The organism is Maccoyibacter intestinihominis, from assembly GCF_040096355.1.
Lineage (GTDB): Bacteria > Bacillota > Clostridia > Lachnospirales > Lachnospiraceae > Maccoyibacter > Maccoyibacter intestinihominis.
Genome location: NZ_JBBMEX010000002.1, coordinates 154,153 through 180,198 on the forward strand (window position 1 = coordinate 154,153; position 26,046 = coordinate 180,198).

The 26,046-nt window shown below is 41.7% G+C and carries 23 protein-coding genes, 1 pseudogene and 1 riboswitch; of the genes and pseudogenes, 22 read left to right on the top strand and 2 right to left on the bottom strand.

Going from position 1 to position 26,046, the window contains the following annotated elements; translation table 11 throughout:
• Positions 1–8 precede the first annotated feature (8 nt).
• From WMO43_RS02680 to WMO43_RS02735, 12 genes and pseudogenes are all read left to right on the top strand, one after another.
• Positions 9–263 carry a DUF4366 domain-containing protein gene (locus tag WMO43_RS02680; protein WP_353529844.1) on the top strand — a complete coding sequence of 85 codons (255 nt, stop codon included), beginning with the start codon at positions 9–11 and terminating at the stop codon, positions 261–263.
• Between the two features lie 260 nt (positions 264–523).
• Positions 524–1,996, top strand: coding sequence for a 23S rRNA (uracil(1939)-C(5))-methyltransferase RlmD (gene rlmD, locus WMO43_RS02685; RefSeq protein ID WP_353529846.1), 1,473 nt, complete (start codon positions 524–526; stop codon positions 1,994–1,996).
• Positions 1,997–2,128: 132 nt separating this feature from the next.
• Entirely contained in the window at positions 2,129–2,335 is a 207-nt protein-coding gene (locus tag WMO43_RS02690; protein WP_353529848.1) for a SymE family type I addiction module toxin, read from the top strand.
• A 157-nt stretch (positions 2,336–2,492) separates the two neighbouring features.
• Entirely contained in the window at positions 2,493–2,810 is a 318-nt protein-coding gene (locus WMO43_RS02695; protein WP_353529849.1) for a helix-turn-helix domain-containing protein, read from the top strand.
• Between the two features lie 132 nt (positions 2,811–2,942).
• A riboswitch (cyclic di-GMP riboswitch) is annotated at positions 2,943–3,018 on the top strand.
• Between the two features lie 90 nt (positions 3,019–3,108).
• The gene (locus tag WMO43_RS02700) at positions 3,109–4,887 is read left to right on the top strand and encodes an extracellular solute-binding protein (protein WP_353529850.1); all 1,779 of its coding nucleotides are present in this window, start codon (positions 3,109–3,111) and stop codon (positions 4,885–4,887) included.
• Positions 4,888–4,900: 13 nt separating this feature from the next.
• A complete protein-coding gene (locus WMO43_RS02705; RefSeq protein WP_353529851.1) occupies positions 4,901–7,213 on the top strand; it encodes an ATP-binding protein in 2,313 nt (770 codons plus the stop codon).
• 13 nt (positions 7,214–7,226) lie between these two features.
• Complete coding sequence (locus WMO43_RS02710) at positions 7,227–8,042, top strand: substrate-binding periplasmic protein (RefSeq protein WP_353529852.1); 816 nt, start codon at positions 7,227–7,229, stop codon at positions 8,040–8,042.
• A complete protein-coding gene (locus tag WMO43_RS02715; protein WP_353529854.1) occupies positions 8,026–10,188 on the top strand; it encodes an ATP-binding protein in 2,163 nt (720 codons plus the stop codon). Before WMO43_RS02710 ends, WMO43_RS02715 begins: the two co-directional genes overlap by 17 nt.
• A 52-nt stretch (positions 10,189–10,240) precedes the next feature.
• Positions 10,241–10,594 carry an Hpt domain-containing protein gene (locus tag WMO43_RS02720; RefSeq protein WP_353529855.1) on the top strand — a complete coding sequence of 118 codons (354 nt, stop codon included), beginning with the start codon at positions 10,241–10,243 and terminating at the stop codon, positions 10,592–10,594.
• 2 nt (positions 10,595–10,596) lie between these two features.
• Positions 10,597–11,217, top strand: a pseudogene (locus WMO43_RS02725) (response regulator); the annotation flags it as partial.
• 8 nt (positions 11,218–11,225) lie between these two features.
• On the top strand, positions 11,226–11,507 hold the full coding sequence (locus WMO43_RS02730; RefSeq protein WP_353529856.1) for a hypothetical protein: 282 nt from the start codon (positions 11,226–11,228) through the stop codon (positions 11,505–11,507).
• Positions 11,508–11,509: 2 nt separating this feature from the next.
• Positions 11,510–12,277, top strand: coding sequence for a KilA-N domain-containing protein (locus tag WMO43_RS02735; RefSeq protein ID WP_353529858.1), 768 nt, complete (start codon positions 11,510–11,512; stop codon positions 12,275–12,277).
• Here WMO43_RS02735 and WMO43_RS02740 read toward each other — a convergent pair.
• The gene (locus WMO43_RS02740) at positions 12,234–12,398 is read right to left on the bottom strand and encodes an AbrB/MazE/SpoVT family DNA-binding domain-containing protein (protein WP_353529860.1); all 165 of its coding nucleotides are present in this window, start codon (positions 12,396–12,398) and stop codon (positions 12,234–12,236) included. The genes WMO43_RS02735 and WMO43_RS02740 overlap by 44 nt on opposite strands.
• 72 nt (positions 12,399–12,470) lie before the next feature.
• Positions 12,471–13,244, bottom strand: coding sequence for a MerR family transcriptional regulator (locus tag WMO43_RS02745; RefSeq protein WP_353529861.1), 774 nt, complete (start codon positions 13,242–13,244; stop codon positions 12,471–12,473).
• Positions 13,245–13,373: 129 nt separating this feature from the next.
• Between WMO43_RS02745 and WMO43_RS02750 the strand changes: the two genes are divergently transcribed.
• From WMO43_RS02750 to WMO43_RS02795, 10 genes are all read left to right on the top strand, one after another.
• Positions 13,374–16,718, top strand: coding sequence for a pectate lyase-like adhesive domain-containing protein (locus WMO43_RS02750; RefSeq protein WP_353529862.1), 3,345 nt, complete (start codon positions 13,374–13,376; stop codon positions 16,716–16,718).
• A 339-nt stretch (positions 16,719–17,057) separates the two neighbouring features.
• The gene (locus tag WMO43_RS02755; RefSeq protein WP_353529864.1) at positions 17,058–17,912 is read left to right on the top strand and encodes an amino acid ABC transporter substrate-binding protein; all 855 of its coding nucleotides are present in this window, start codon (positions 17,058–17,060) and stop codon (positions 17,910–17,912) included.
• An 11-nt stretch (positions 17,913–17,923) separates the two neighbouring features.
• Positions 17,924–18,574 carry an amino acid ABC transporter permease gene (locus WMO43_RS02760; RefSeq protein ID WP_353529867.1) on the top strand — a complete coding sequence of 217 codons (651 nt, stop codon included), beginning with the start codon at positions 17,924–17,926 and terminating at the stop codon, positions 18,572–18,574.
• A gap of 10 nt (positions 18,575–18,584) precedes the next feature.
• A complete protein-coding gene (locus tag WMO43_RS02765; RefSeq protein ID WP_353529869.1) occupies positions 18,585–19,274 on the top strand; it encodes an amino acid ABC transporter ATP-binding protein in 690 nt (229 codons plus the stop codon).
• Positions 19,275–19,425: 151 nt separating this feature from the next.
• Positions 19,426–20,718, top strand: coding sequence for a hypothetical protein (locus WMO43_RS02770; protein WP_177962580.1), 1,293 nt, complete (start codon positions 19,426–19,428; stop codon positions 20,716–20,718).
• Positions 20,711–21,376 (top strand): DUF6320 domain-containing protein, encoded by a 666-nt coding sequence (locus WMO43_RS02775; RefSeq protein WP_353529871.1) that lies wholly within the window; start codon positions 20,711–20,713, stop codon positions 21,374–21,376. Before WMO43_RS02770 ends, WMO43_RS02775 begins: the two co-directional genes overlap by 8 nt.
• Positions 21,377–21,407: 31 nt before the next feature.
• A complete protein-coding gene (locus WMO43_RS02780) occupies positions 21,408–22,370 on the top strand; it encodes an alpha/beta hydrolase (RefSeq protein ID WP_353529872.1) in 963 nt (320 codons plus the stop codon).
• 34 nt (positions 22,371–22,404) lie between these two features.
• Positions 22,405–23,121 carry a polysaccharide deacetylase family protein gene (locus WMO43_RS02785; protein WP_353529873.1) on the top strand — a complete coding sequence of 239 codons (717 nt, stop codon included), beginning with the start codon at positions 22,405–22,407 and terminating at the stop codon, positions 23,119–23,121.
• 75 nt (positions 23,122–23,196) lie between these two features.
• Positions 23,197–24,528, top strand: a complete 1,332-nt coding sequence (locus tag WMO43_RS02790; protein ID WP_177962576.1) for a replication-associated recombination protein A — start codon at positions 23,197–23,199, stop codon at positions 24,526–24,528.
• A gap of 33 nt (positions 24,529–24,561) precedes the next feature.
• Positions 24,562–25,845 (top strand): aspartate aminotransferase type Ic, encoded by a 1,284-nt coding sequence (locus tag WMO43_RS02795; RefSeq protein WP_353529875.1) that lies wholly within the window; start codon positions 24,562–24,564, stop codon positions 25,843–25,845.
• The last annotated feature ends 201 nt before the right edge of the window (positions 25,846–26,046 follow it).

Consider the following 26,046-nt stretch of genomic DNA (forward strand, 5'->3'; position numbering starts at 1 on the left):
GCGTGGCTATGAGCAGAGTAGAAGAGATGTTAAACGAGTTATTAAAGAAAAAAGAGGAAGAAGAGAAAGAAAATAACAAGGTTCTCAAAGTACTTGCAGTGGTAGGAATTGTAGCAGCAGTAGCAGGAATTGCATATGCTGTATATCGTTTCTTTGCACCTGATTATTTAGAGGATTTTGAAGATGACTTCGACGATGAAATGGACGAAGACTTCTTTGACGAAGATGAGAATGAATTTGAGGACGATGCAGATTCAGAATAAGAAAGAATAATACGAAAGGGCTGCAATCATATTGCAGTCCTTTTTTTGCTCTATAGGAAATACCATGTTATGTTAAAGCATAAAAGTCGTGTTTCCTATAGAGTAAAAAGCCCTTCGGGCGAAGATGCACAGCTCGCGGAGGAGTAAATAGCTGCTATGCAGCATCGCTCGCGCGCGGAACAAAAGCTGTGTTACGAATGAAAATAGAGTGTGGAAGTGTGCGAAGCACACTTTTGTTGAGTATAGGTATAGGAGTATGTATGAAAAAAGGACAGGTTTTAGAAGGAATTGTAGAACGAGTGGCGTTTCCAAATAAGGGAATTGTCAGTGTAGAAGGAGAAGAACAGAAGGTCATTGTAAAAAATGCCATCGAAGGACAAAAAATCCGTTTTTCCATCAATAAAAAAAGAAAAGGCAAGGCAGAGGGAAGACTCTTAGAGGTCATAGAAAAGTCCCCGCTTCAGACAGAAGAAGAGTGTGCCTATTTCGGAAAATGCGGCGGTTGTATGTATCAGGGAGTACCGTACCAAGAGCAGCTTAAGATCAAGGAAACGCAGGTAAAAAATCTGTTAGCACCGGTGCTTTTGAATGCAGGTTATGAGTTAGATGAGATTTTCGAGGGTGTCAAAGAAAGTCCGAGAAGTCTTGCTTATCGCAATAAAATGGAGTTTTCTTTTGGAGATGAAGTCAAGGATGGCCCGCTCAGTCTTGGAATGCATAAACGCGGAAGTTTTCATGATATTGTAACGGTGGACGGATGCCGTATCGTGGATGAGGATTATTCGAAAATTTTAAGAGGTGTACTGGACTTTTTTACCGAGCGTCAGGTTCCTTTTTATCATAAAATGGGTCATGTGGGTTATCTGCGTCATCTGCTGGTACGAAAAGCCGTCAAGACCGGAGAGATTTTAATTGACCTCGTAACGACCACGCAGATGATCGAGGGTATTGATACAAAAGAACTGTTATCAGAAATGGTATCTATGATCTGTTCCCTGGATTTAGAGGGAACGGTTGTCGGAATCCTGCATACGGAAAATGACAGTGTGGCCGATGCCGTGATTAATGAACGCACGGAACTTTTATATGGTCAGGATCATTTTGATGAGGAACTGCTCGGACTGCATTTTTCTATTTCGCCGTTTTCATTTTTCCAGACAAACTCTCTTGGAGCGGAGGTACTCTATGAGACGGCACGGGAGTATGTTGCCGATGCAGGAAACGGAAAGGTAGTCTATGACCTTTACAGTGGAACCGGAACGATCGCACAGATTCTAGCCCCGGTTGCCAAAGAGGTGATCGGAGTAGAGATCATTGAAGAAGCGGTGGAAGCAGCGAAAGAAAATGCAAAACGTAACCATTTAGAGAATTGTGAATTTTTAGCAGGCGATGTTTTAAAGGTGCTCGATGACATTGAACAAAAACCGGATTTCATTGTCTTAGATCCGCCAAGAGACGGGATCCATCCCAAGGCATTAGAAAAGATCATCAGCTACGGAGTAGAAAAGATGGTCTATATTTCCTGCAAGCCAACGAGCCTTGCAAGGGATTTAGAGGTGTTGTTAGCGAGAGGGTATGAGGCAGAGCGGATCTGCTGTGTGGATATGTTCCCGCAGACGACCGGGATAGAGACTGTGTGCCTTTTGGGCAAACGAAAACCAGATGCCAAGGTAAAAATAGGCATTGATATGGATGATTATTACCGTATCAGGGAGAATGCTGAAAGCAAATAAACCTTTACAAAACCGAATAATACACTGAATTAAAGCAGGATAGAAGCTGTTGATGCGTTAGAAGATAACGTGTCAGCGGCTTTTTCTTTTTATCTGAAAATCTATTAGTCAAATCTGAAAGGAGTCAATTCTATGGCAAAGAAAAATGTAAGAAACATGAAGGTTTGTGGACAGAGCGCTTATAAATATGAGACAGTTCCGGCAATTACATTAAAAGGAAAGTGGCTGGAAGAACTGGGATTTCATCTTGGGGATAATGGCAGGCTTATTTTTTTGTTTGAGGTCTCAAACTTTTATGTGAGAAACATAACTGTCTGTGCTATTATAAAAACGATATAAGCGAAAATGACTTTTGCGGAAACGAAAGTATCGTTATATTTTTTTATCCCTATACTTCCTATAATGGGAATGAATACTTGCAAATTTGATTACTAATATTTTTTCATTATTACAGGTACAATAAAAACATGTAATAGCGGAAATGAGGTATAGTTACTTGCAGATAGAGAAGTATATTGCGGATAAAATAACATCTTTATGTGAAAAGCGTGATATCAGTAAATACAGATTATCGCAACTGTCGGGAATTTCCCAGTCGTCACTGGGAAGAATCATGGTGCAGGAAAACCTGCCGTCGCTGATCACACTTGAAAAAATATGTATAGCTTTGGGCGTGACATTATCGCAGTTTTTTCAGGAAGGTAATTCAGAGAATCTGACAGAAAAACAGAAAGAAGTTCTAGGGATATGGAACGATCTGAGTACAAATGAGCAGGAAACAGTAATGTCAATGCTGCGTGGACTTCGGAAGTAGAAGAACAGTTCGAGTATATGTATCGGCTGTTCTTTTTTGTTTTTCGGGCGCTAAAACGGTAAATTTTTCTTATGTATAGTTGAGCGTTAAAGTATAATAAAATCATTTTTTGGCATAAGATTAAGGCTATATTAAGGAAATTGGCAAACCAGATGAAAGTCTGGGACGCAAAGCTACAGGGCCTGTGAAATGGCAGCCAGTTGCATAAAATGAGGTGCACTGTCTGTCTGACGGTACTTTTTTACGGTGTTATTTCACAGACGTAACAATAATGATTTTATCAGGAAGAGAGAAAAATATGAAAATCAAAAAAGTACAAAGTGTATGTCTTATTCTGGCATGTGTAGTAGCAACAGGACTTATAGGGTGTGGGAAAACAGATGAAACACCAAAGAAACACGAAGCAATTACTTTTATGGCTCCTTATTTGGATATAGACAGCTTCATAGAAGAAGTACACAAAACCTATCCGGAGATTGAACTGGAAGTTGTTCCGTACAGCGGAGCAAATACAACAACCTATCTGCAGAATATGTTAGAGGCGGATGATCTTCCGGACATCTGCACACAAACTTTTTATAAGCCAGATGTGGTGGATGTCAGTGATAAGATGATTGATCTCTCTGGATACGATTTTACAGATAATTATGTGGAATCACGCCTGAAAGAGGTATCCGATGAGGGGGCACTTTATATGCTTCCATCTTTGTACAACTGTTATGGAATCACTTATAATAAAACACTGCTTGAGAAAAATGGATGGAAGCTGCCAACATCTTTTACAGAGCTTGAAGAACTTGCAGACAAAGCAAAAGAAGCAGGAGTTACGTTATGTATGGCACAGATTCAGTACCCTGGTTCCGCCTTTCAGTATGTATGTAATATTGCGGATGCGGGATTCCTTAGTACCATGTCTGGAAAGCAGTGGCAGAAAGATTACCTGTCAGGAAAGGCAAATGTAAGCAATACACCAGGCATGATGGAAAGTATGGAATATATCCAAAAATGGAAAGACCTTGGGATGCTTGACTGTAGCAATAGTGATCCGGCAGATGATGGCAAAACAAGAGAAGCTTTTATAAAAGGAAACTCGCTGTTTCTATTGGGACCACAGAATGGCATTATGGACGCAGAAGATACAACGGACAAATTTGGTCTGATGCCATATCTGTCTGAAGACGGAAGCAGGAATGTGTTTATTTTAAATGTAAACCGTTTTTATGGATTGAGTAAAAAGCTGGAGAATAATCCTGAAAAACTGGAAGATGCATTAAAAGTCATGAAGGTGCTGTCTACGGTAGAAGGAACCAGCGCCCTGTATCCGGATAGCACATTAAAAGCAGGATTACTTCCTTTCAAAGATGCAAAGGCGGATGAAACCTTCTATGCAGATATTTCAGATATGATCAATGCAGGGAATACGACACCGTTTATTTATTCCGGATGGGAAAATACGATTGTAAATACCGGAACAAAAATGCTGGAATTCATGCAGGATCAGGCATCAATAAAGGATGTGGCAGACCAGCTGGATGAGGATCAGAACAGCGTGGTAAATAACCAGCCGGAAGTGATCACAACAGCCACAGAGGAAATCTCACAGGAAAGCTGTGCAAAGCTGGTGGGCAGATGTTTTGCCGAGGCGACCGGAAGTGACATTGCTCTTATATCCCTTGGAACATGGGTCAGTGGAAATAGCACGAACCAGAACAATGATGGCGTGAGCGGAAAACTGTATGCAAAGAATATTACAGATTATGATGTCTGTACCATTCTTCCGACTGGCTGGTCACGGACGATTAATACAATCAGACTGACAGGAAAACAGATTCAGGCATTGTATGAAGAAGGTTATGATGCAGTTGGTACAGGCAAAAATTATCCATATATGCTGGTAAATCCTGAAAATCTGAAACTGGAGGAAGGAAAGACTTATCAGGTCGCAATTTCCGGAATCAGTGAAAAACTGGCATCAGAAACAGAAGTGACAGACAGTGGTATTGTAGGCCTGGATGCGGCAAAAGACTTTTTGGGGCAATTTAAGACTTTAAGTGAAGCAGACGCTGAATGGAAATAAGCGGAGGGGAAGGATGCAGAAGGCAAAGAGTTACCGGAACTTAATATTGGGCTGCTGTATGGCTGGCGGAGCGATGCTTCTTGCATTCTTTTTCCTGTATCATACTTATATCCAGGATATTATCTATGAGGAACGATTAAACCAGATGGAAGAGATTACCCATCAGATGTTTCAAAATCTGGAGGATGTAATCGATTCCCACTGGGACCGGGTAACGGAAGAATGTAATTATCTGAAAGATGCAAATATACAGACTACAGATGAGCTATGCAGACATATGAAAAAGAAATATGAATTATCAGCATATGCAGATCATAAGATCATGTTGATGGCAGTGGATTCAGAAGGCGGATATTATACAGAATCCGGAAACAGGGGACTTTTCCGGGATCTGGATTATTTTGAAGAAAATCCTGAAAAGATCAGTTTTGTTTTTGATTCTATGACGGACAACCAGTCAAAGATGATATTTCTGAATCGTCTGCAGGAACCCATAGATCTTCAGAATGGAGAAAAGAAAACTTCAATTCTCTATTTTGGAATTGTTCAGGACATGGAACAGCTGAATCCTTATTTTAACTGCGAGGCATATGATGGAAACAACAGTGTGTATGTACTGGATGATAATGGATTTAAATTGTTTAATAGCAATCAAGTAGAACTAATCAAGGGACATAATGTTTTTTCTGTTTTACAGAACATGAAGTATCTTCACAATTCTTCCTTTGAGAAAACAAAGGCGAAACTGGAAGAAAAAGGCTGCAGTTATTCTAATGCAGTTCTGGATGGAACAGAATATTTTTACGGGTTAAAAAGAATGGAAAATGCCGAATGGACCCTTATCTTTCTGGTTCCGGCAGAATATGTTGCTACGAATACCTTAAAACTTGTCAATTTTGTTACGATAGTTATCGTTATCTTTACGGTTATCGCAGCTGTCTGCGTTATGCTGGGAATTTCTTTTATTATGCGTAGAAATCAACAGGAAGCGATTCGTGTGGAGCGGGAAAATAATGCGAGACTGGAAACAGTGAATACAGAACTGCGGCAGGCAAAAAAAGCGGCAGAGGAAGCTTTTCAGGTGGCAGAGGAAGCGAACAGATCCAAGAGTAGTTTTCTTGCCAATATGTCTCACGATATACGTACTCCTATGAATGCAATCATTGGTATTACGTCATTGGTCCGACATGATGCCGCTGATAAAGGCAAGGTAATAGAGTATGCAGATAAAATAGATATTTCATCACAGCATCTGTTAGGAATTATTAATGATGTTTTGGATATGAGTAAGATTGAGGCAAGAAAAACAGTCTTCAAGTATTCTGACTTTTCTATTCTGGATTTTATTCAGGAACTTGACACTATATTTCATTCTCAAATATATGAAAAGCATCAGACCTTTACAATTATAAAAGAAAATATCAAGCATGAGTGGGTGAATGGGGATCAGGTTCATTTGATGCAGATTTTCAGTAATCTGCTGTCTAATGCCATAAAATATACGCAGGAGGGTGGAAAAATTCAGCTTCTGGTAGAAGAATGTGAGACAAAGTCATCTGTCTATGCAAAGTACCGTTTCTTAATTAGCGATAATGGATTGGGAATGTCGGCAGATTTCAAGGATACAATTTTTGATGCGTTTACCCGTGCGGAAAGTTCCCTTACAAACAAAATACAGGGAACCGGACTTGGAATGGCTATTACTAAGAACCTGGTTGAGGCAATGGGAGGTACCATTGATGTGGACAGTGAATTGGGACAGGGAAGCTGTTTTGAGGTTCTCATGGATCTGAAAATTGCAGAGGATAGAACGGTTGCTCTGGCGGCACAAGAAGAAACAGATGAGCAGGATGGTAATATCCTTCAAGGAATGAGATTCCTGTGTGCAGAGGATAATGAGCTGAACGCAGAGATCCTGACGGAACTGTTAAAGATTGAAGGTGCGGAATGTACCATCTGTGAAAATGGCGAAGAGATTTTGAAAGCATTTGAACAGTCTGCTCCAGGTGATTATGACATGATTCTAATGGATGTGCAGATGCCTGTTATGAATGGTTATGAGGCAACGAAGGCAATCCGCAGAAGTTCCCATAAACTGGCAAAAACGATTCCGATTATTGCCATGACTGCCAACGCATTCTCAGAAGACATTCAGCATTCCCTTGCGGCTGGCATGAATGCACATGTTTCAAAACCGGTTGAGATGAAGGTGCTGGAAAAGACGATCAGAAGCATAAAATCTGGTGGGGGGGTACCGAACCGCAGGTCACTGTACAGTGACGAATGGAAAGTAACCGGACATAGAAGAATCAAAAAGGATAGTTAGGGATGGACAGAAAATGAAAGGAAAAAGAGTGATTGCAGGCATTCTGCTTGCGGGAATTTTAGCAGTCACCCTGGCAGGGTGTAAAAACACAGATAACACGAAAGAAGAAACCGAAAAGCCTGTTATTACCCTCGGCAGTGACAACTATCCACCATACAATTATCTGAATGAGGATGGTGTACCGACGGGAATCGATGTAGAACTGGCTACAGAAGCTTTCAAAAGAATGGGATATCAGGTGGACGTTGTCCAGATCAACTGGGAGAAGAAAAAAGAACTGGTGGAGAGCGGAGAGATTGACTGTATCATGGGCTGCTTTTCCATGGAAGGACGCCTTGATGATTACCGCTGGGCGGGACCATATATAGCAAGCCGTCAGGTGGTTGCTGTAAATGAGAATAGTGATATCTATAAACTGAGTGATCTGGAGGGTAAGAACCTGGCTGTTCAGTCCACAACCAAACCGGAAGGCATCTTTCTGAACCGGACGGATGAGAGAATCCCAAAGCTGGGCAATCTGATCAGCCTGGGACACAGGGAGCTGATCTATACATTTCTGGGAAAAGGATATGTAGATGCAGTTGCAGTACACGAGGAATCTGTTGTCCAGTATATGAAGGATTATGACGCAAGCTTTCGTATCCTGGAAGAACCTTTGATGATCACTGGAATAGGTGTTGCTTTTGCAAAAGATGATGACAGAGGAATCTGTGAGCAGATGAGCCAGACGCTGGAAGAAATGCGTCAGGATGGCACATCCCTGAAAATTATTGAAAAATATCTGGATGATCCCCAGAAGTATCTGGAGGTGGATGATTTTGGGTATTAAGAGAAAGAAAAGAGAAAAACGAATCCAGCTGTTCGGTGCTCTGATTGGAATCTGTGTGGCTGTAGTATCTCTGTGTTATTTCTTTCACGCAGAAAAAGCAGAAGCAGAGAAAAGAATGGTAGAGATTGTAAACTATGTGAAAGTGCAGTGTTCCACCTACACTCATTATAATGAATCTTCGGAATCCAAAAGTCTTCTCCGTGCGATTGAAAGTGCCAGACAGATGAGTACGAATATCGATATGGAAATAGAAAACAGCGGTCAGCTAAGCCGGGATTTCCTGAAGGAAAACCTGCAGACTCTATGGGTGGATGGTATCATTGTACTGGATGCAGAAGGAAAGACGGACTGTGAATACAGCACGGATGAGTCTCTGGCTAATGAGATTACGGAGTATCTGCAAAAAGAAATTATCATGAATTTTGCCGGATATGAAGAAAGAAGCTATTCGGAACGGTTTACCAGGGAAGACGGGTCACATATCGACATTGCAGCCTGCGCCAGAAAAGATGCACCGGGTATCGTTGCAATCTATTATTACACATCTCCTGAATTTGCCAGAAACTATACGCTGACGATACAGGGGCTTTTAAATGGTTATAGTATCCAGAAAGATGGAACGATTATTGTTGCAGACGACGGAATCGTTGTTGCCAGCAATAATGAGAGCCTGTTGGGGCAGAATACGGCTGGCAACGAGGTTGTTCAGGCAATGAAAAAGCATACAGACAGTCAGCACATTTATCATTTTAAGAAGGAAGGAACCGGATGTTACGGAATCATGCTGAAGCAGCGGGATTATTATATCTATGCGTATCTTCCGGATACGGAAGTGTTTCATAACCTTCCATTAAGTGTAGCAGGTGTTATTTTTCTTTATTTTCTGATATTCAGTATATTTTTGTTCTGGGGTCACAGAACCAATCAGGCACATCAGAAACAGGAGCAGGAAAAAGATGAAAAATATAAAGCAGAACTTCTGACAGCAGCAAAAAAGGCAGAAGCCGCCAATGAGGCAAAAACAGAGTTTCTTCAGCGGATGAGCCATGATATCAGGACTCCGATTAATGGAATCTACGGTTTGATCAATATGGCAGACCATTATGCAGATGATATGGAGAAGCAGAAGGAATACAGAACAAAGGTTAAAGCGGCAGCCAATTTGTTGCTGGAACTGGTAAATGATGTTCTGGACATGGGTAAGCTGGAATCCGGTGAAGTTGTTCTGGAAGAGAGTCCATTTAATCTGAGCAAAATTTCTGAGGAAGTGCTTGTTGTGATCGAACAGATTGCTGCAGAACAGAATATCCGGATTGTATGGGAGAAAAAAGAAATCATACACCGTGATCTTATTGGAAGCCCGGGGTATGTGAAACGTGTGATGATGAATATCCTGTCCAATGCGGTGAGATATAACAGAGAAAACGGACATATCTATATCAGCTGTATGGAAATCCCATCCGAACAGCCGGAAATGACGACGATGGAATTTGTCTGTCGGGATACAGGAATCGGAATGACTGAGGAGTTCCAGAAATATATTTTTGAACCATTTGCACAGGAACATACGGGAAGCCGCACAAAGTTTGCCGGAACCGGACTGGGAATGGCCATTTCAAGGAAGCTGGTTGAGAAAATGGGTGGAACCATTACTTTTGAAAGTGAAAAAGGCGTAGGGACGACATTTGTGATCCGGGTTCCATTTAAAATAGATCCGGATGCGGATAAACGTGAAGAACAGAAGGATGTATCCGAAAAATCTATAAAGGGATTGCATATTCTTCTGGCGGAAGATAATGAGCTGAATATGGAAATCGCTGAATTTATGCTTCAGAATGAGGGCGCGGACGTGATCAAAGCGTGGAATGGGCAGGAAGCGGTTGAGCTGTTCAGAAATAGTGAACCTGGTGAATTTGATGTCATTCTTATGGACATTATGATGCCGGTAATGAATGGTTATGAAGCTACAAAGATGATCAGGTCTCTAGACAGAGAGGATGCAAAGGAGGTACCGATCATTGCAATGACAGCAAATGCGTTCACGGAGGACAGAATAAGAGCAAAAGCAGCAGGGATGGATGAACATGTTGCTAAGCCAGTTGATGTGGAATTACTGATAAAAGTAATTCATAAATTGGTGAAATAATGGATACGACAGTGTCAAATAAGCGGTGAAATATAGGCAGGAGGATTAAAATATGACAATGCAAGAGTGTTATGAAGCTATTGGAGGAAACTATGAAGCTGTCTTGGGACGCCTTCACAGCGAAGCACTGATTCGGAGATTTGCATTAAAGTTCCTTGAAGATCAGAGTTATATACAGTTAAAACAGGCATTGGAAAATAAAAATTATGAAGATGCTTTCCGCGGTGCACACACACTGAAAGGGGTGTGTCAGAATCTTTCATTTGATCGTCTGTATGAGGTTAGTAACGATTTAACAGAACTTTTGAGAGATAGGACCGGAGAGCAGCCGGGGATACCAGAAGCTATGAAAAAAGTAACAGAAGTATATGAGATGACGATTGAAGAAATAAAGAAGGGAATGTAGCATTAAGCGATGCGAAATTTAACAGGGACATATTGAAGGAGATTCTTGGAGATGCTTATAACTATCTGGAAGCCGAAAACGGAAATCAGGCAATCCAGATGATAGGAGAAAATATTGGAATTGATCTGATGCTTTTGGATATCAATATGCCACAGATGAATGGTTTTGAAGTCTTGAAAATAATGAAAAGAAGCCAGTGTATTGCTGAAACTCCTGTAATCATGATATCTTCTGAAGATGCTGTTGATACTATGCGTAAGGCATATGAGCTGGGAATCACAGATTATATCACACGACCGTTTGATTCTGTGATTGTAAAGAAAAGAGTTCAGAATACCTTGGGCCTCTATATGAACCAAAAGCATCTGATAAATGTGGTTTATGATCAGGTTTACGAAAAAGAAGAAAATAATAATATCATGATTCGGATTATGAGTAATATATTGGAATCCCGTAACAGCGAGAGCAGAGAACACATCCTGCATATAAAAACAGCAACGGAGATGATGCTGAGACAACTGGTAAAAGTAACAGATGCTTATCCTTTGACAGAGGCAGATATTGCTTTGATTACAACTGCTTCTTCCCTTCATGATATTGGTAAGATCCGTATTCCGGAAGAATAAGACAGTTGTACACGGAGCTATATAAAGAGAAGAAAAAGACGAATCCCAAAGCGGACTGTCTGTTGTCTATATGTGATGCATTGGAGATTACTCCCGAACAGCTTTTGACAGGAAAAGGCATTGATCCGGAATATAAGGATGAAGATGCGAATTATGAAGTAACCAGGTCGGATATTAAGATTTTAAAGCAGATTCACAGCCTTGGAGATGAGCAATATAAAAGACTCATGGCGTATATGAAAGCCTTGCAGAAGTTGGAACAGATGGAGAACATGGTGGAGGAATAGAGATGGCAAATAAAATAGTTAGGGAAATTATTCACGCAAAAGGAATTGATATTGGGATTTACACGAAAGATTTTGAAAATGAATATATTTCGTTGACAGATATTGCAAAATATAGAAATGATAATGATCCCAGATTTGTCATTCAGAACTGGATGCGAAACAGAAATACAGTTGAGTTTTTGGCTGTTTGGGAAGAACTTCATAATCCAGATTTTAACCGTGTGCAATTCGAGGCGGTTAGAAGTGAGACAGGATTAAACAGGTTTGTTATGACGCCAACCAAATGGATTGAACAGACCAATGCTATTGGAATAGTGTCAAAAGCAGGCAGATATGGTGGGGGAACTTATGCACATAGCGATATTGCAATGGCATTTGCTACATGGATTTCTCCGGAATTTCAACTGTATATTATGAAAGATTACCGCAGGTTAAAACAAGATGAAAACAGTCGACTTTCATTGGACTGGAACTTGAACAGGGCTTTATCAAAGGTGAACTACTGTATTCACACGGATGCGGTGAAGGAAAATTTGATTCCACCAGAGCTGACACCAGAACAGATTGCTTATACATATGCCAGTGAAGCAGATCTTTTAAATGTTGCGTTATTTGGTCAGACTGCAAAGCAATGGAAAAATAATAATCCGGGTAAAAAGGGGAATGTGCGTGATGATGCAAATTTAAATCAGTTGTTGGTGTTGGCAAATATGGAAAGTTATAATGCTATTTTAATTGAGGAGGGGAAATCTCGGGAGTATCCCAAGTAATTACGCCATTTGATATGGTAACATCTAAAACTTCATTCAATGTAATTCCTGCACTTTTTAATACTTCTTTTGGCAGTCTGATTCCCTGGCTGTTACCCCATTCTTTTACTTGTGTTTGCATGAAAAAACTCCTTACAGATAGACGTATATACTTAGTATATACACAGAAAACAAATTTATCAATACCTTATTATCACTCTATCAATAAGGCCACCTGCGTAATAAACTTACTCGGATCTGTATGTGCCGGGGGACCTTCGAGATAGATATGCCGACAGGTTCCCTTTAAAGAAAATCCATGTTCTTTTGCATATGCGATCAGTCTGTCGCGTATATCCGGGATCGATTCATAGCTGCCGTGGTAAAAAATGCAGAGTGCTTTTTCTTCCGGCAGTCTGTGAATGTATTCGCCCTCACTCTGCGGTGGGACTGCAATACAATAGGAAATCAGGTTCGGGTCATCTAACGGATATTCAATAAAATACATGCGTTTGCTGGTGTCTGAGCCGTATTTTCGCATAGCATCAGGGATAATATCCCGTAAATGCTCCTTTCTCTGTTCTACGGTGTCAGCACGCATCGTGCGGCGGTAGATGGTCTGTTCCGGGATCGTGACCGTATGGAGTTCAAAGTCATTGTCGCTTTTTACACGCTGTTTTAGTTTTTCAATATTGAGATTTAATTCATCACGAAGCTTTTCTAAACGCTCGATCATAGGCTCCATATCAGTAGTTCCGTCGTAATATGCCTGGATGTCATCCAAAGACAGACCGAGGTTTTGCAGTACGCGGATCGTCCGTATCTTCGTCAGGGAGTCTGCCAGGTAGTAACGGTTGCCGGTAGCCCCGTCTTTTACATCTGCCTGCAACAGATTTTTTTCTTCATAATTCAATATAATTCTTCGTGTGATGCCAAGGGATTTTGCAATTTCTCCGATAGACATCAGACGATCTTCTTTCTGACTCATAAAACCTCCAAAAATGCTGTAAAATTTAGAAAAAACTCTTGTATCGTACACTGATGTACGGTGTAATATAATTATATAAAAAATGTAAAACTATGTCAATTTGGGAGTATGGATGTAAGGAGGTAACACATGAGGCAGACAAATAAGATAAGAAAAGGGATTGCCTGGCTGCTTTGCACAGTGCTGGTACTTGGAATATTACCAATGCTGCCACAAATGTCAATGCAGATATCCGCAGCAGAGAATGCCGCGAGCGTATGTGTAGATGGTGTGGAATTGTATGCGGGCGGTAAGGAGTATTTTAAAAATGGTGATACTGCTGATAGCGGTGCAACAGGTACTTATGAGGACCATAGTGCATATTACGATACGGCGGGTGAGCTTTGGCTGAATAATTTAGAGGCACATACGATCAAAGCAGATGGAAATCTTACCATATATGTATGCAACGATCAGGAAACAAATACGAATATCGTGACTGCCACGCAGAATGAAACAGCGATAGAGGTCACCGGTTATTTGACGATCCGCTATGGCGGATATGGTGGCGGAACGGGCAGTCTGACAGTGGAAAGCGACGGAAAAGAGGCAATACAGGCTGGCTCCGGCATGACGGTCTCGGATGGCGTGGAAGTGAAAGCCCGGGCGAAAAGTGGTGCTACAGCCATATCATCGGGAGGAGTGCTGAAAATCGATGGGATCAGGACGAAGCTTGAGGCAGCGGGCGATGGCAGTACGGGAAAAGGTATTTTTGCACGACAGAGTATTTATGTGAAAAACTCTGCTGTTCTGACAGCTTTTGGAGGTGCTGCTGCTTATGAGTCTCCTTCCGGTATAGATAAGAGTGGGTATGGTTATGAAGACTATAATGTATTTATCGGCGATGCTGCACCGGGAACACAGGCAGCCAAGGATACGGTATTAGATGATTATAAATACATACAGATCGAGCCAACAGGTGTTGCAAATGTTAAGACATTGACTGAGCTGCAGGCGGCAGCCCAAAATCAATATATCAGTCTTATCAATGTCATGAATGACATAACGATCACAGATAAGGTATATGTCAGAAGAGCAGTGACGATCCAGAGTCCGGATGCATCCAATGTATCAAAGTTGATCCGGGGTAAGAGTCATACAGATGTAATACTGGATTTTGATGGTGCCAATGGTCATAAGTCAGATGTCGTTACATTGAAGAATATCATCGTGGATGGAAATAAGGACGGAAATACACAGACTGCATCACCGGCACTTAAATCTAAGAGTATTTTGGTAAATTTAGAAAGTGGTACCGTGATTGAGAATAACCATGCAAAGGAAGGCGCAGCCATATATGTAAATCATTATAGTACGGTGACTATGAAAGAAGGCAGTGAGATCCGAAATAATGTATCCGAGAGTGACGGAACGGTTTATGTGATTGGCAATGGTGGATATTTTGAAATGGCTGGTGGAACTATCAGTGGTAACACAGTTGCCGGCAATGGAGGCGGAATCTATGAATTTGGAGGTGGTTCCGCCCGCATGACCGGTGGAACCATCAGTGGAAATACTGCTAAAGGAAACGGAGGCGGTGTCTATAATGTAGAGAGACTGTATGGAGGTACGATCACCGGCAATAGTACAAGTGGAAACGGAGGCGGTGTTTTCGTTCCGGTAAGTGGAGCATGTCTTTTAAACAGTGATATCAATATCAGTGGCAATTATAAGGACGGTATCTGGAGTACAACAGAACAGCGCTATACCACAGGAACAGCCAATAATCTTTATCTGTCGGATTTCGGATCAAATGTATATGTGGAAGGTTCCTTAGCGGGAAATGCTAAGATAGGTATTACCAGTGCTCTCGAAACCTATCCTGTTTCCATAGGTGGAGGAGATGCCAGATATATCTATGGTAAAGGTTATGTGTTGAAAGAGTCGGATGTATCTAAATTTGTCAGTGATAAGGATGGTTTCGTAATAAAAGAAGACAATAATGAGCTTTTTTTGAAAAAAGAAGCTGCTACATTAAAAGCATCCGATTTTCAGTTTAAAGCGCCACAGAGTCTGATCTACAATGGGGAAGCAAAGGCAGCAGAAATATCGAAAAAAAATGGGACTTCCTGCGGAGATATCACAGTAGAATATTATCAGAACGGAAAGAAAGTCACACCGGTCAATGCCGGAACATATATCGCAAAGATCAATGTGGCAGAAAATGATAATTATCTTGCAGCTTCCGGTCTGACAGACAGCAGCTGGACATTTACGATTGAGCCGAGAAAACTGTTAGTATCCGTTGCGGATGTTGTGATCGACAGAGGTGATGCAATGCCGGAACTTACCGTCAGAGTAGATGGATTTGCAGATGGCGAGGATGAGAACAGTATTGCAGGATTCCAAAAACCAACTGCCAAAGTAAAAGGAACCGTGAATACAAATGATACCAATGTTAAGAATTTTGAAGTAACTTACAGCGGTGGAAAGGCAACTGCAAACTATCAGTTCGTAGAAAATACAATTGCAAAGATTAAGATCAATTCTACGGACACAACAGCACCAGAGATTACCGGTGTTACGAACGGAAAGACCTATTGCAGTAAGGTGACCGTAACCGTTACCGACAAGGACTTAGATACCGTAAAATTAGACGGCAAAAAAGTAACTTTAAAGGATGATAAGTTTACGGTCTCTCCAAAGAGCGGAAAACAGAAAATAGAAGCAGTAGACAAAGCAGGGAACAGGACAACCGTATCCATTACCGTAAATAACGGACATACCAAGAGTGACTGGATCATCGACGAATTACCTACTTCCACGAAAGAAGGAAGCAGACATAAGGAATGTACCGTATGTGGAGCAGTGGTAGATAGTGTCAGCATTCCAAAACTGACACCAAGTAACCCGGAGAATCCAACAAAACCAGATCCGGAGAATCCGACCAAGCCGGACCCGGAAAACCCAACCAACCCGGAGAAGCCTACACAGAAGAAATATAAGGTGATCGAGGGGGCAGATGCTACCTATACAATTAATAAAGACGGAAGTCTGACCATGCGTGCAGACGGTAAGTATAAGAATTTTAAGGGAATTGAAATCGACGGTAAGACCGTAGACAGCAAAAATTACACGGCATGGAGCGGTTCTACTTATATAAAATTCAAAAAAGATTTTGTAAATACATTATCTGTAGGAAAGCATACCGTAAAATTCAAATTTACGGACGGCTATGCAACTACCAGTCTGACGATTGCAAAGAAGGATAATTCTGATACTAAGAATCCTTCCGATAATAAAAAACCGGATACAAATACGAACACATCGGGCAATGGAACAAACAATACAACAACCACAGCCAATGCACAGGTAAAAGCACCGAAGACCGGTGATATCTTTCAGCCGATACTCTGGGCAGGAATACTGTGTGTTTCTGTAGTAGGAATGGCAGGAGTTGTAGCAGCCGATAAAAAGAGAAAGAAATGTCAGTAGGAAGTAAAAATAAGAAGTATTAATATAAAGAGTTCATAGGAAACACAAACTGAGCCTCATCCACAGAAAGAAGTGGATGGGGCTCAGAGTTTTATTGCTAATCACAGAGGTGGGGAAGGGTCAATCTGACTAATTATTTTCATATCATAGAGCATGCAGATGAATTGACGCAGATGTTAGCGGAGAATCAGGGCATACAGTGAGGATGGACAGAGCCTGACCGTTGCGATCATCTTAGAATCTTAACATATTACAAAAATCCTTAAAATCCTCCTTTACATTACTGTTTTATCATGGTAGTATACTAAAGTACAGTGAATGAAAAAGGAGGATTTTTTTATGAAAAGAGCAACCGGATTTGCAGCAGTGCTTATGGCAGCGGCAATGGTATTTACAATGGCAGGCTGCGGAAGCAGTAAAGACGCAGATACATCTGCAAAGAAAGAGACAAAGACAGAGGATTCTAAGGATAAGGAAAATTCCGATAAACAGTTTATCGTTGGATTTGATGCAGAATATCCTCCATACGGATATAAAGATGACAATGGCGAATATGTAGGATTTGACTTGGATTTAGCACAGGAAGTATGTGCCCGTAATGGCTGGGAACTCGTAAAACAGCCAATTGATTGGGATTCTAAAGATATGGAGTTAAATTCAGGTTCTATCGACTGTATCTGGAACGGATTTACGATGACAGGACGTGAGGATGACTATACATGGTCAAAACCATATGTAGATAACTCTATCGTTGTAGTAGTAAAAGAGGGTTCAGGAATTGAGAAAAAAGAGGATTTAGCAGGAAAAGTCGTAGCCGTACAGGCAGATTCTTCAGGACTTGCAGCTTTGACAGATGAAGAGGACAACGAAGAAAACTTAAAATTAGCAGCAAGTTTTTCAGACTTACAGCAGGTAGCAGATTATAACACAGCATTTATGAACCTTGAGGCAGGAGCCGTAGATGCGATCGTAGTAGATATCGGTGTGGCAGATTATCAGTTAGAATCCAGAACAGGATTTGCAATGTTAGATGATAAGATACGTACAGAGCAGTATGCAGTTGGTTTCAAACTTGGAAATGAAGAGTTAAGAGATCAGGTACAGAGTACATTAGATGAGATGGTAAAAGACGGTACATTTGATGATATCGCAAAAAAATGGGATTTATCAGATATGGTATGTCTTGGTAAGTAAGGAGCAAAGAAATGGCATTTGATATCATGTTTCGTCAGCTTTTACCGGGTATGGGGGCATCTGTTTCCATATTTGTGCTGACGTTGCTGTTTTCTCTTCCATTGGGACTTTTAGTGGCATTTGCGAGAATGTCTAAGATAAAACCGCTTCAATGGATCACAAAATTTTATATATCCATTATGCGTGGAACACCGCTGATGTTACAGCTTTTAGTGGTTTATTTCGGACCGTATTATGTATTCCGGCAGAATATTTCCACCGAGTACCGGTTCTATGCAACAATCATCGGATTCAGTATCAACTATGCGGCGTATTTTGCAGAGATTTACCGCTCCGGTATCCAGTCGATCCCGGTAGGACAGCGTGAGGCAGCAAAAGTCCTTGGATATTCCAGGGTCCAGACATTTTGGAAGATTATTTTTCCACAAATGGTAAAAAGGGTGCTGCCGCCGGTAACAAATGAGGTAATTACACTGGTCAAAGACACCTCACTGGCATTTGTATTGGCATATGCAGAGATGTTTACGATCGCAAAACAGATCGCAGCGGCACAGACCACGATCGTACCATTGTTTGTAGCAGGACTGTTTTACTACATATTTAATCTGATCGTAGCGGTAGGTATGGAATATTTAGAAAAACGCCTGTCTTATTATCAGTAGGAGAAATGCGATGAAGTTATTAGAGATAGAGAATTTAAAGAAAAGTTTTGAAGACCTCGATGTACTGCATGACATTTCTCTTGGGGTAGAAGAAGGAGAAGTCGTTGCGATCATCGGTCCGTCCGGTTCCGGAAAATCTACGCTGCTGCGTTGCTGCACAGGCTTAGAGCAGGCAGATAGCGGAACGATCCATTATGAAGGAAGTTACGGACTGGTATTTCAGAATTTTAATCTGTTTCCACACTATTCGGTGTTGAAAAATATTATGGATGCGCCGATCAGTGTCCAGAAGCAGAGTAAAAAAGAAGCAGAAAAAGAAGCAAGACGTCTTTTGGAGAAGATGGGCTTAGGGGACAAAGCAGATGTCTATCCGTGCCAGCTTTCAGGGGGACAGCAGCAGAGGGTAGCCATTGCAAGAGCACTTGCATTAAAACCGTCAATTCTGTTTTTTGATGAACCGACAAGTGCATTAGATCCGGAACTGACCGGAGAGATTTTAAAAGTAATCCGTGAACTTGCGGAAGAAAAAATGACCATGGTGATCGTGACACATGAGATGAGCTTTGCAAGGGATGTAGCAGACCGCGTGATCTTTATGGATGGCGGATATATCATTGAGCAGGGTGATCCAAAGGAAGTCATCGAACACCCGAAGGAAGAACGGACTAGACAGTTTTTGGCAAGATTTATGCAGGGATAAAAATCGAATTCACAAATATAGTTTGCATTAGAGGGAAGGTTGTACCTTCCCTCTTTTTTGCTCTATAGGAAATACCCAAAACTACCCTTTACACAGGGGGAAAATACTCTTATACTACTATAGAAAGAAAAAACACAGAAAAGGGGACGGTATGAAAAGAACCGAAGAAAAACAGGGAACATTAAGATGGGATAAATTAGACAATACAGCACATGTATTTCCGGTCATTGCCGGAAATGAGATGACGAATGTGTATCGGATCAGTGTTGTCTTAAAAGAAGAAGTACAACAGGATCTGTTACAGCAGGCATTGGATATTGTATTGCCGAAATTTGAGATTTTTCATGTGCGGCTGCGGCAGGGAATTTTCTGGTATTATTTTGAAGAAAATGTAAAGCGGGCTCCGCGGGTGCATGAAGAGGAAACCTATCCATGCCGTTACATTGTACAGAATAAGAATCGGAGTTATCTGTTCCGGGTAACTTATTATAAGAAGCGGATCAATTTAGAAGTTTTCCATGTGCTGACCGATGGAATGGGCGGTATCAATTTTTTACGGGAGCTGACTTATCAATATCTGCGTCTGGCTCATCCGAAACTTCGTGAGCAGGTGGGCGGCGATGCTCTTTGCAGTGAGACTTCGTTAAATACAGAGGATAGTTTTATCAAGAATTACAGAAAGAGCAGCCAGAAGATTTATAAGACCCAGAAGGCATATCTGCTCAAAGGAGAAAAATTCAAAGAGCCGGAGTTTGGCGTAATACACGGATATTTGAATATCCCACAGCTAAAAAGTGTCTGTAAGAAGATGGGAGCAAGTATCAATGAATATTTAGTCAGTGTCTTTATCTGGAGTATTTATACGGAGTATATGCATGGGATGCCGGAGAAACGTCCGGTCCGTGTCGCCGTTCCGGTCAATCTGCGTCCGTTTTTTAACTCTGTGACGACAAAGAATTTTTTTGCAATGGTCTCGGCAGAATTTGAAGCCAAAAAGGAAACCTATACCTTTGAAGAGGTACTAAAGATCGTGTGTGAGAGTCTGCGGTCACAGATCAATAAAGAGCATTTAGAGGATATTTTTTCTTATAATGTATCCAACGAAAAGATATTGATCGCAAGGGCAGTCCCGTTGGTATTGAAAAAACTTGCCATTCGTTCGGTCTATACATCGGCGGCACTGGCAAATACTTCTACCATTACCAATATAGGAAATATTTCCGTGCGGGAGGAATATGAGCCATATATAGAGGGATTTCATGCCTATCTTGCGATGTCCAAAGGGCAGAACTTAAAAGGAACGATCTGTTCTTACAAGGATACACTGGTGTTTACGTTTAGTTTTATTTTAAAAGATACTTCCGTACAGAAAGCTTTTTTTAGAAAGTTAGCGTCCGATGGACTGGATGTTTCGATAGAAAGTAATGGTGTGTGTTATGAGTAAATGCAGAAATTGTAAAATAGAGATTTTAGACCGTACCGGAGTCTGCCCGCTGTGCCATTGTGTGGTGGAACAGGACGGAAGCGAAAGAGAAGCGGCATATCCTGATGTGGGAATCCGGGAAAAACGTTTTGCACTGATCATCCGTATCTATGTATTTTTAGCCGTTATGGCAGAGGCACTGTTGGTATTCATCAATGTAAACCATCATAAGGGAATCTGGTGGAGTGCGATCACGGCAGGAGTATTTATTTACATTTATCTGATCATGAAGATCGGAATCCAAAACGATGCAGGCTACCGCAGTAAGATTATTCTTGTGACGATATTCAGTATCGGACTGCTCTTTCTGATTGATGAAGTGGCCGGTTATCGTGGCTGGTCTTTGAACTATGTCCTGCCGGCAGGCGTGATCATGCTGAATGTGGCGATCATACTTTTGATGATCGTCAACTGGAGGAACTGGCCGAGTTATCTGCTGTTTCAGCTTTTTTGCATTTTGTGCAGTATCTTTCCGATCATTTTATGGAAGAAGGATGTCATTACAAAACCGTTTTTAAGTGAGATCGCACTTGCTGTTTCGGTATTTTTGTTCCTCGGCACCTTTATCATTGGCGGAAGCCGTGCGAGAGCGGAATTGAAGAGAAGATTTCATGTTTAGGAAACTGAGGCGTAAGGAGTAAGAAGAAAATATGGCAGAAAGTATCAGAGGAAAAGTGATCCGCGATCTGATTGCCCGTTTTTCAAATGATCTGTTGATCGGCAAAAAGATAAAAAGCGGAGAGTTAAGAAAAAGAGCTGTGGATTTAGAACCGGAATGGAAATGTCCGGAGCAGTTCACAAATACAATGATTCTTATGGAAAATTTTACCATGGAGCTGTTAGAGCCGGTGGAAAATGTGGGCAGCCGGGTGGTGCTGCAGCTTCATGGAGGCGGATATATTGCCACGATGAAGAATGCATACCGTTCGTTTGCGGCACTTTACAGTGAGTTGGGCGGCAACTGCCGTGTATTGACCATTGATTACCGGGTTGCACCGGAGCATCCGTATCCGGCGGCATTAGAGGATACGATCGCGGCATATCACTGGCTGTTAGAGCAGGGATATCCGGCAGAAAAAATTGTTGTGGCAGGAGATTCCGCCGGTGGCGGATTGGCATTGGCACTCTGCCTATGGCTGAAAAACCATCAAGAACCGCTGCCATCCGGTGTGATCGCCATGTCACCGTGGACAGATCTAACGATCAGCGGCGAATCAGTGGAAACAAACTTTGAGAAAGACCCATTGTTTGGAAAAACAAGGGACAGCATGTTATATAACAAGGACTACCTTGGAGACAATGACCCGACGAATGAGTATATTTCTCCATTATTTGGTGATTATGAAGGATTTCCACCATTGCTGATACAGGTGGGCTCCTATGAAATGCTCTTAAGCGATTCGACCAGAGTTGCGAAAAAAGCAAAAGAAGCCGGAGGCAAAGTAAAACTTTCCATATATGAGGGAATGTTCCATGTGTTTCAAATGGCAATGCTGCTGATGCCGGAATCGAAGAAGGCATGGGCAGAGATCAAACGTTTTTTGCATTACTTAGATGCAGAAGAGAAAGAAGAGAATGAAATGCAGAACATAAGTAAAGAGGAAAAAGCATAGGATTCTACAGAAAGAAAAATACTGTGGAGTTATCATGAAAAAAGCTGCAAAATGGTTGTTATGTATCAATCTGCTGGCATGGACACTGCTGGCAGTTCAGGTTTTGACTGTAAACATGGAGCAAAGAGTCGCACAGAATACGGTTCCTGTTCAAAATGGAGACGTGCAGGCAAAAGGAGAGGACGCAGATGCAGTGAAAAAGAAGGTAGCACTGACTTTTGATGATGGTCCTGATCCGGATTATACGGAGATGCTCTTAGACGGACTGAAAAAGAGAAATGTCAAGGCAACCTTTTTTTTGTTGGGAAAGCAGGCAGAAGCATATCCCGATATCGTAAAACGCATGCATAAAGAAGGGCATATGATAGGAAATCACTCCTATGACCATGTCAATCTAGCGAACCTTTCTAAAACGGATGCGGCAAAGCAGATCCGGATGACAAGTGAGGCAATCCATAAGATTACCGGAGAATATCCGCAGTATTTAAGGCCGCCGTTTGGAAATGAGCCACCGGAATGCAGTTGTGCGAAGAATATGATGACCGTGCTTTGGGACGTGGACCCGCTCGACTGGTGTTGCGGAAGCTCCTCTACGGTCATAGAAAAAGTAGTAAAAGCGGTGGAGGAAGATGATATCATTTTACTGCATGATGCATCGGAAAGCAGTGTGGAGGCAGCACTTGGGATCATTGATGCCTTAGAAAAACAGGGATATGAATTCGTTACCGTGGATGAGGTGATTTTTGAATAAAAATCCATAAAAATGAAATTTGTATTGCTTCAACTTGCAAAATGATGTATATTTTATAAGGATAAGGGGATAAAAATGGATTTATTTGACTACATGAGAGAACAAAATATGCAAAATGAATCTCCGCTGGCAAATAGAATGCGACCAAAGACATTAGAGGAGGTGGTTGGACAGCAGCACATTATCGGAAAGGATAAGCTGCTTTACCGTGCGATCCGGGCAGACAAGTTGAGTTCGGTTATTTTCTACGGACCACCCGGTACCGGAAAAACCACACTTGCAAAGGTCATTGCGGGAGCAACGAAAGCAGAATTTGTGTCGATCAATGCAACTGCCGCCGGAAAAAAGGATATGGAGGCTGTGGTCGAACAGGCGAAGAACAGTCTTGGCATGTATGGAAGACGGACGATCCTTTTTATAGATGAGATCCATCGCTTTAACAAGGGACAGCAGGATTATCTGCTTCCGTTTGTCGAGGACGGTACGATCATCTTGATCGGGGCAACCACAGAGAACCCGTATTTTGAGGTAAATGGGGCACTGCTCTCAAGGTCAGTCATTTTTGAATTAAAGTCATTAGATAAAGAGGACATCCGCATACTTTTAAGACGTGCCGTAACCGATGAGGAACGGGGAATGGGTGCCTACCATGCCGTTTTAGAGCCGGATGCCGAGGATTTTTTAGCGGATATCAGTAATGGAGATGCAAGGGCAGCATTAACGGCAATAGAGCTTGGCGTGCTGACCACGGAGCGGAGCGAGGACGGTAAGATACACATTACCCTAGACGTAGCACAGGAATGTATACAGAAGCGGGCAGTGCGGTATGATAAAATGGGAGATCAGCACTATGATACGATCTCTGCATTTATCAAGAGTATCCGCGGTTCGGATCCGGATGCAGCCGTTTATTATCTCGCCAGAATGTTGTATGCAGGCGAAGATATCCGGTTTATTGCAAGGAGAATGATGATCAGTGCATCCGAGGATGTGGGAAATGCAGACCCGAATGCATTGAATGTGGCAGTTTCTGCAGCATTAGCAGTAGAGCGGATCGGGATGCCGGAGGCAAGGATCATTTTAGCACAGGCAGCTACTTATTTAGCATCGGCTCCAAAGAGTAATGCATCCTATTTAGCCGTTGACCGGGCAACCGAGTGCATGAAGCAGACGATGACTGCTCCGGTGCCGGTACATTTACAGGACGCCCATTATAAAGGAAGCGAAAAATTAGGACATGGTCTGGGTTATTTATATGCACATAATTACCCGAACCACTATGTAGAACAACAATATCTGCCGGATGCCTTAAAAGACGAGGTCTTTTATGAGCCGACAGAGATCGGTTATGAAAAACAGATTAAGGAGCATTTACAGTTTTTAAGAGGCAATCAGACAGAAAACTAATATGATAAAGCATGAAGGAGTTTAGGAGGAAATATGAAGTCTTATCAGGAAATGTCAAAAGAAGAGTTGTTACAGGAAAAAGAAAGTTTGAAAGCAGCGTATAAGGAATACCAGAAGATGGATCTGAGTCTGAACATGGCAAGAGGAAAACCGGCAGTCGAGCAGTTGGATATGGTCATGGATATTTTAGACGTACTGGATTCTAAGAGTGAGATGGTTGCAGAAAACGGAATTGATGTACGCAATTACGGTGAGATGGATGGTATTCCGGAAGCCAAAAAACTGATGGCAGATATGATGGGAACAAAAGCTGAGAATGTGCTGGTATTTGGAAATGCAAGTCTTACGATCATGTATGATACCGTGTCACGTTCTATGACACATGGTGTCTGTGGAAGTACGCCTTGGTGTCATTTAGATAAGATTAAATTTCTCTGTCCTGTTCCGGGATATGACAGACATTTTGCGATTACCGAGCATTTTGGCATCGAAATGATCAATATCCCGATGACAGAAGACGGACCGGATATGGATATGGTAGAACAGTATGTCAATAATGATCCTTCCGTAAAAGGAATTTGGTGTGTGCCGAAATATTCCAATCCACAGGGTTATGTCTATTCCGATGAGACGGTAAAACGTTTCGCGGCGTTAAAACCGGCAGCAGAAGATTTCAGGATTTTCTGGGATAATTCCTATGTAGTACATCATTTATATGAGGACAGACAGGCAGAGCTTTTAGACATTATTTCAGAGTGTGAAAAAGCAGGAAATCCGGATATTGTCTATGAGTTTGCATCTACTTCTAAAGTGACCTTTGCGGGAGCAGGAATTGCAGCCATGGCATCTTCAAAAAAGAATCTGGATTTTATCAGAAAGAGTATGACCATTCAGACGATCGGTTATGACAAAGTCAACCAGTACCGTCATATAAAATATTTCAAGGATTTAGATGGCATCAAAGCAAAGATGAAACAGCATGCAGACATCCTGCGTCCGAAATTTGAAATGGTGGATGAGATCTTAACCAAAGAATTAGAAGGTCTTGGTATCGGAACCTGGACAAAACCTCTTGGCGGATATTTCATTACCTTTGAAACTTTAGAAGGCTGTGCAACTTCTGTGGTAAAAAAAGCAAAAGAGGCAGGCGTAGTCCTGACCGGAGCCGGAGCACCATTTCCATATGGAACCGATCCAAGAGATTTTGTGATCAGGATTGCACCGTCTTATCCGACTTTAGAGGAACTTCGTCAGGCAGCAGAAGTCTTTGTCCTCTGCGTTAAATTAGCTTCGGTAGAAAAATTATTAGAGGCATAAAAACTGCTACAACATCAGGGCAGCGTAAACATGTGATATAGAAACTTCATATAAATAAACAGGAAATAAGTGGCAGAATGTCAGAAATCCGCAGGTATGGTTATGGTAAGGGCTGTACTTTGCGTAAGGGATGTTCTGCCATCCTGCTTTTTTGATAAAGGATTTTCTATAAAAAAGACACATTCTGCTACAAAATATGCC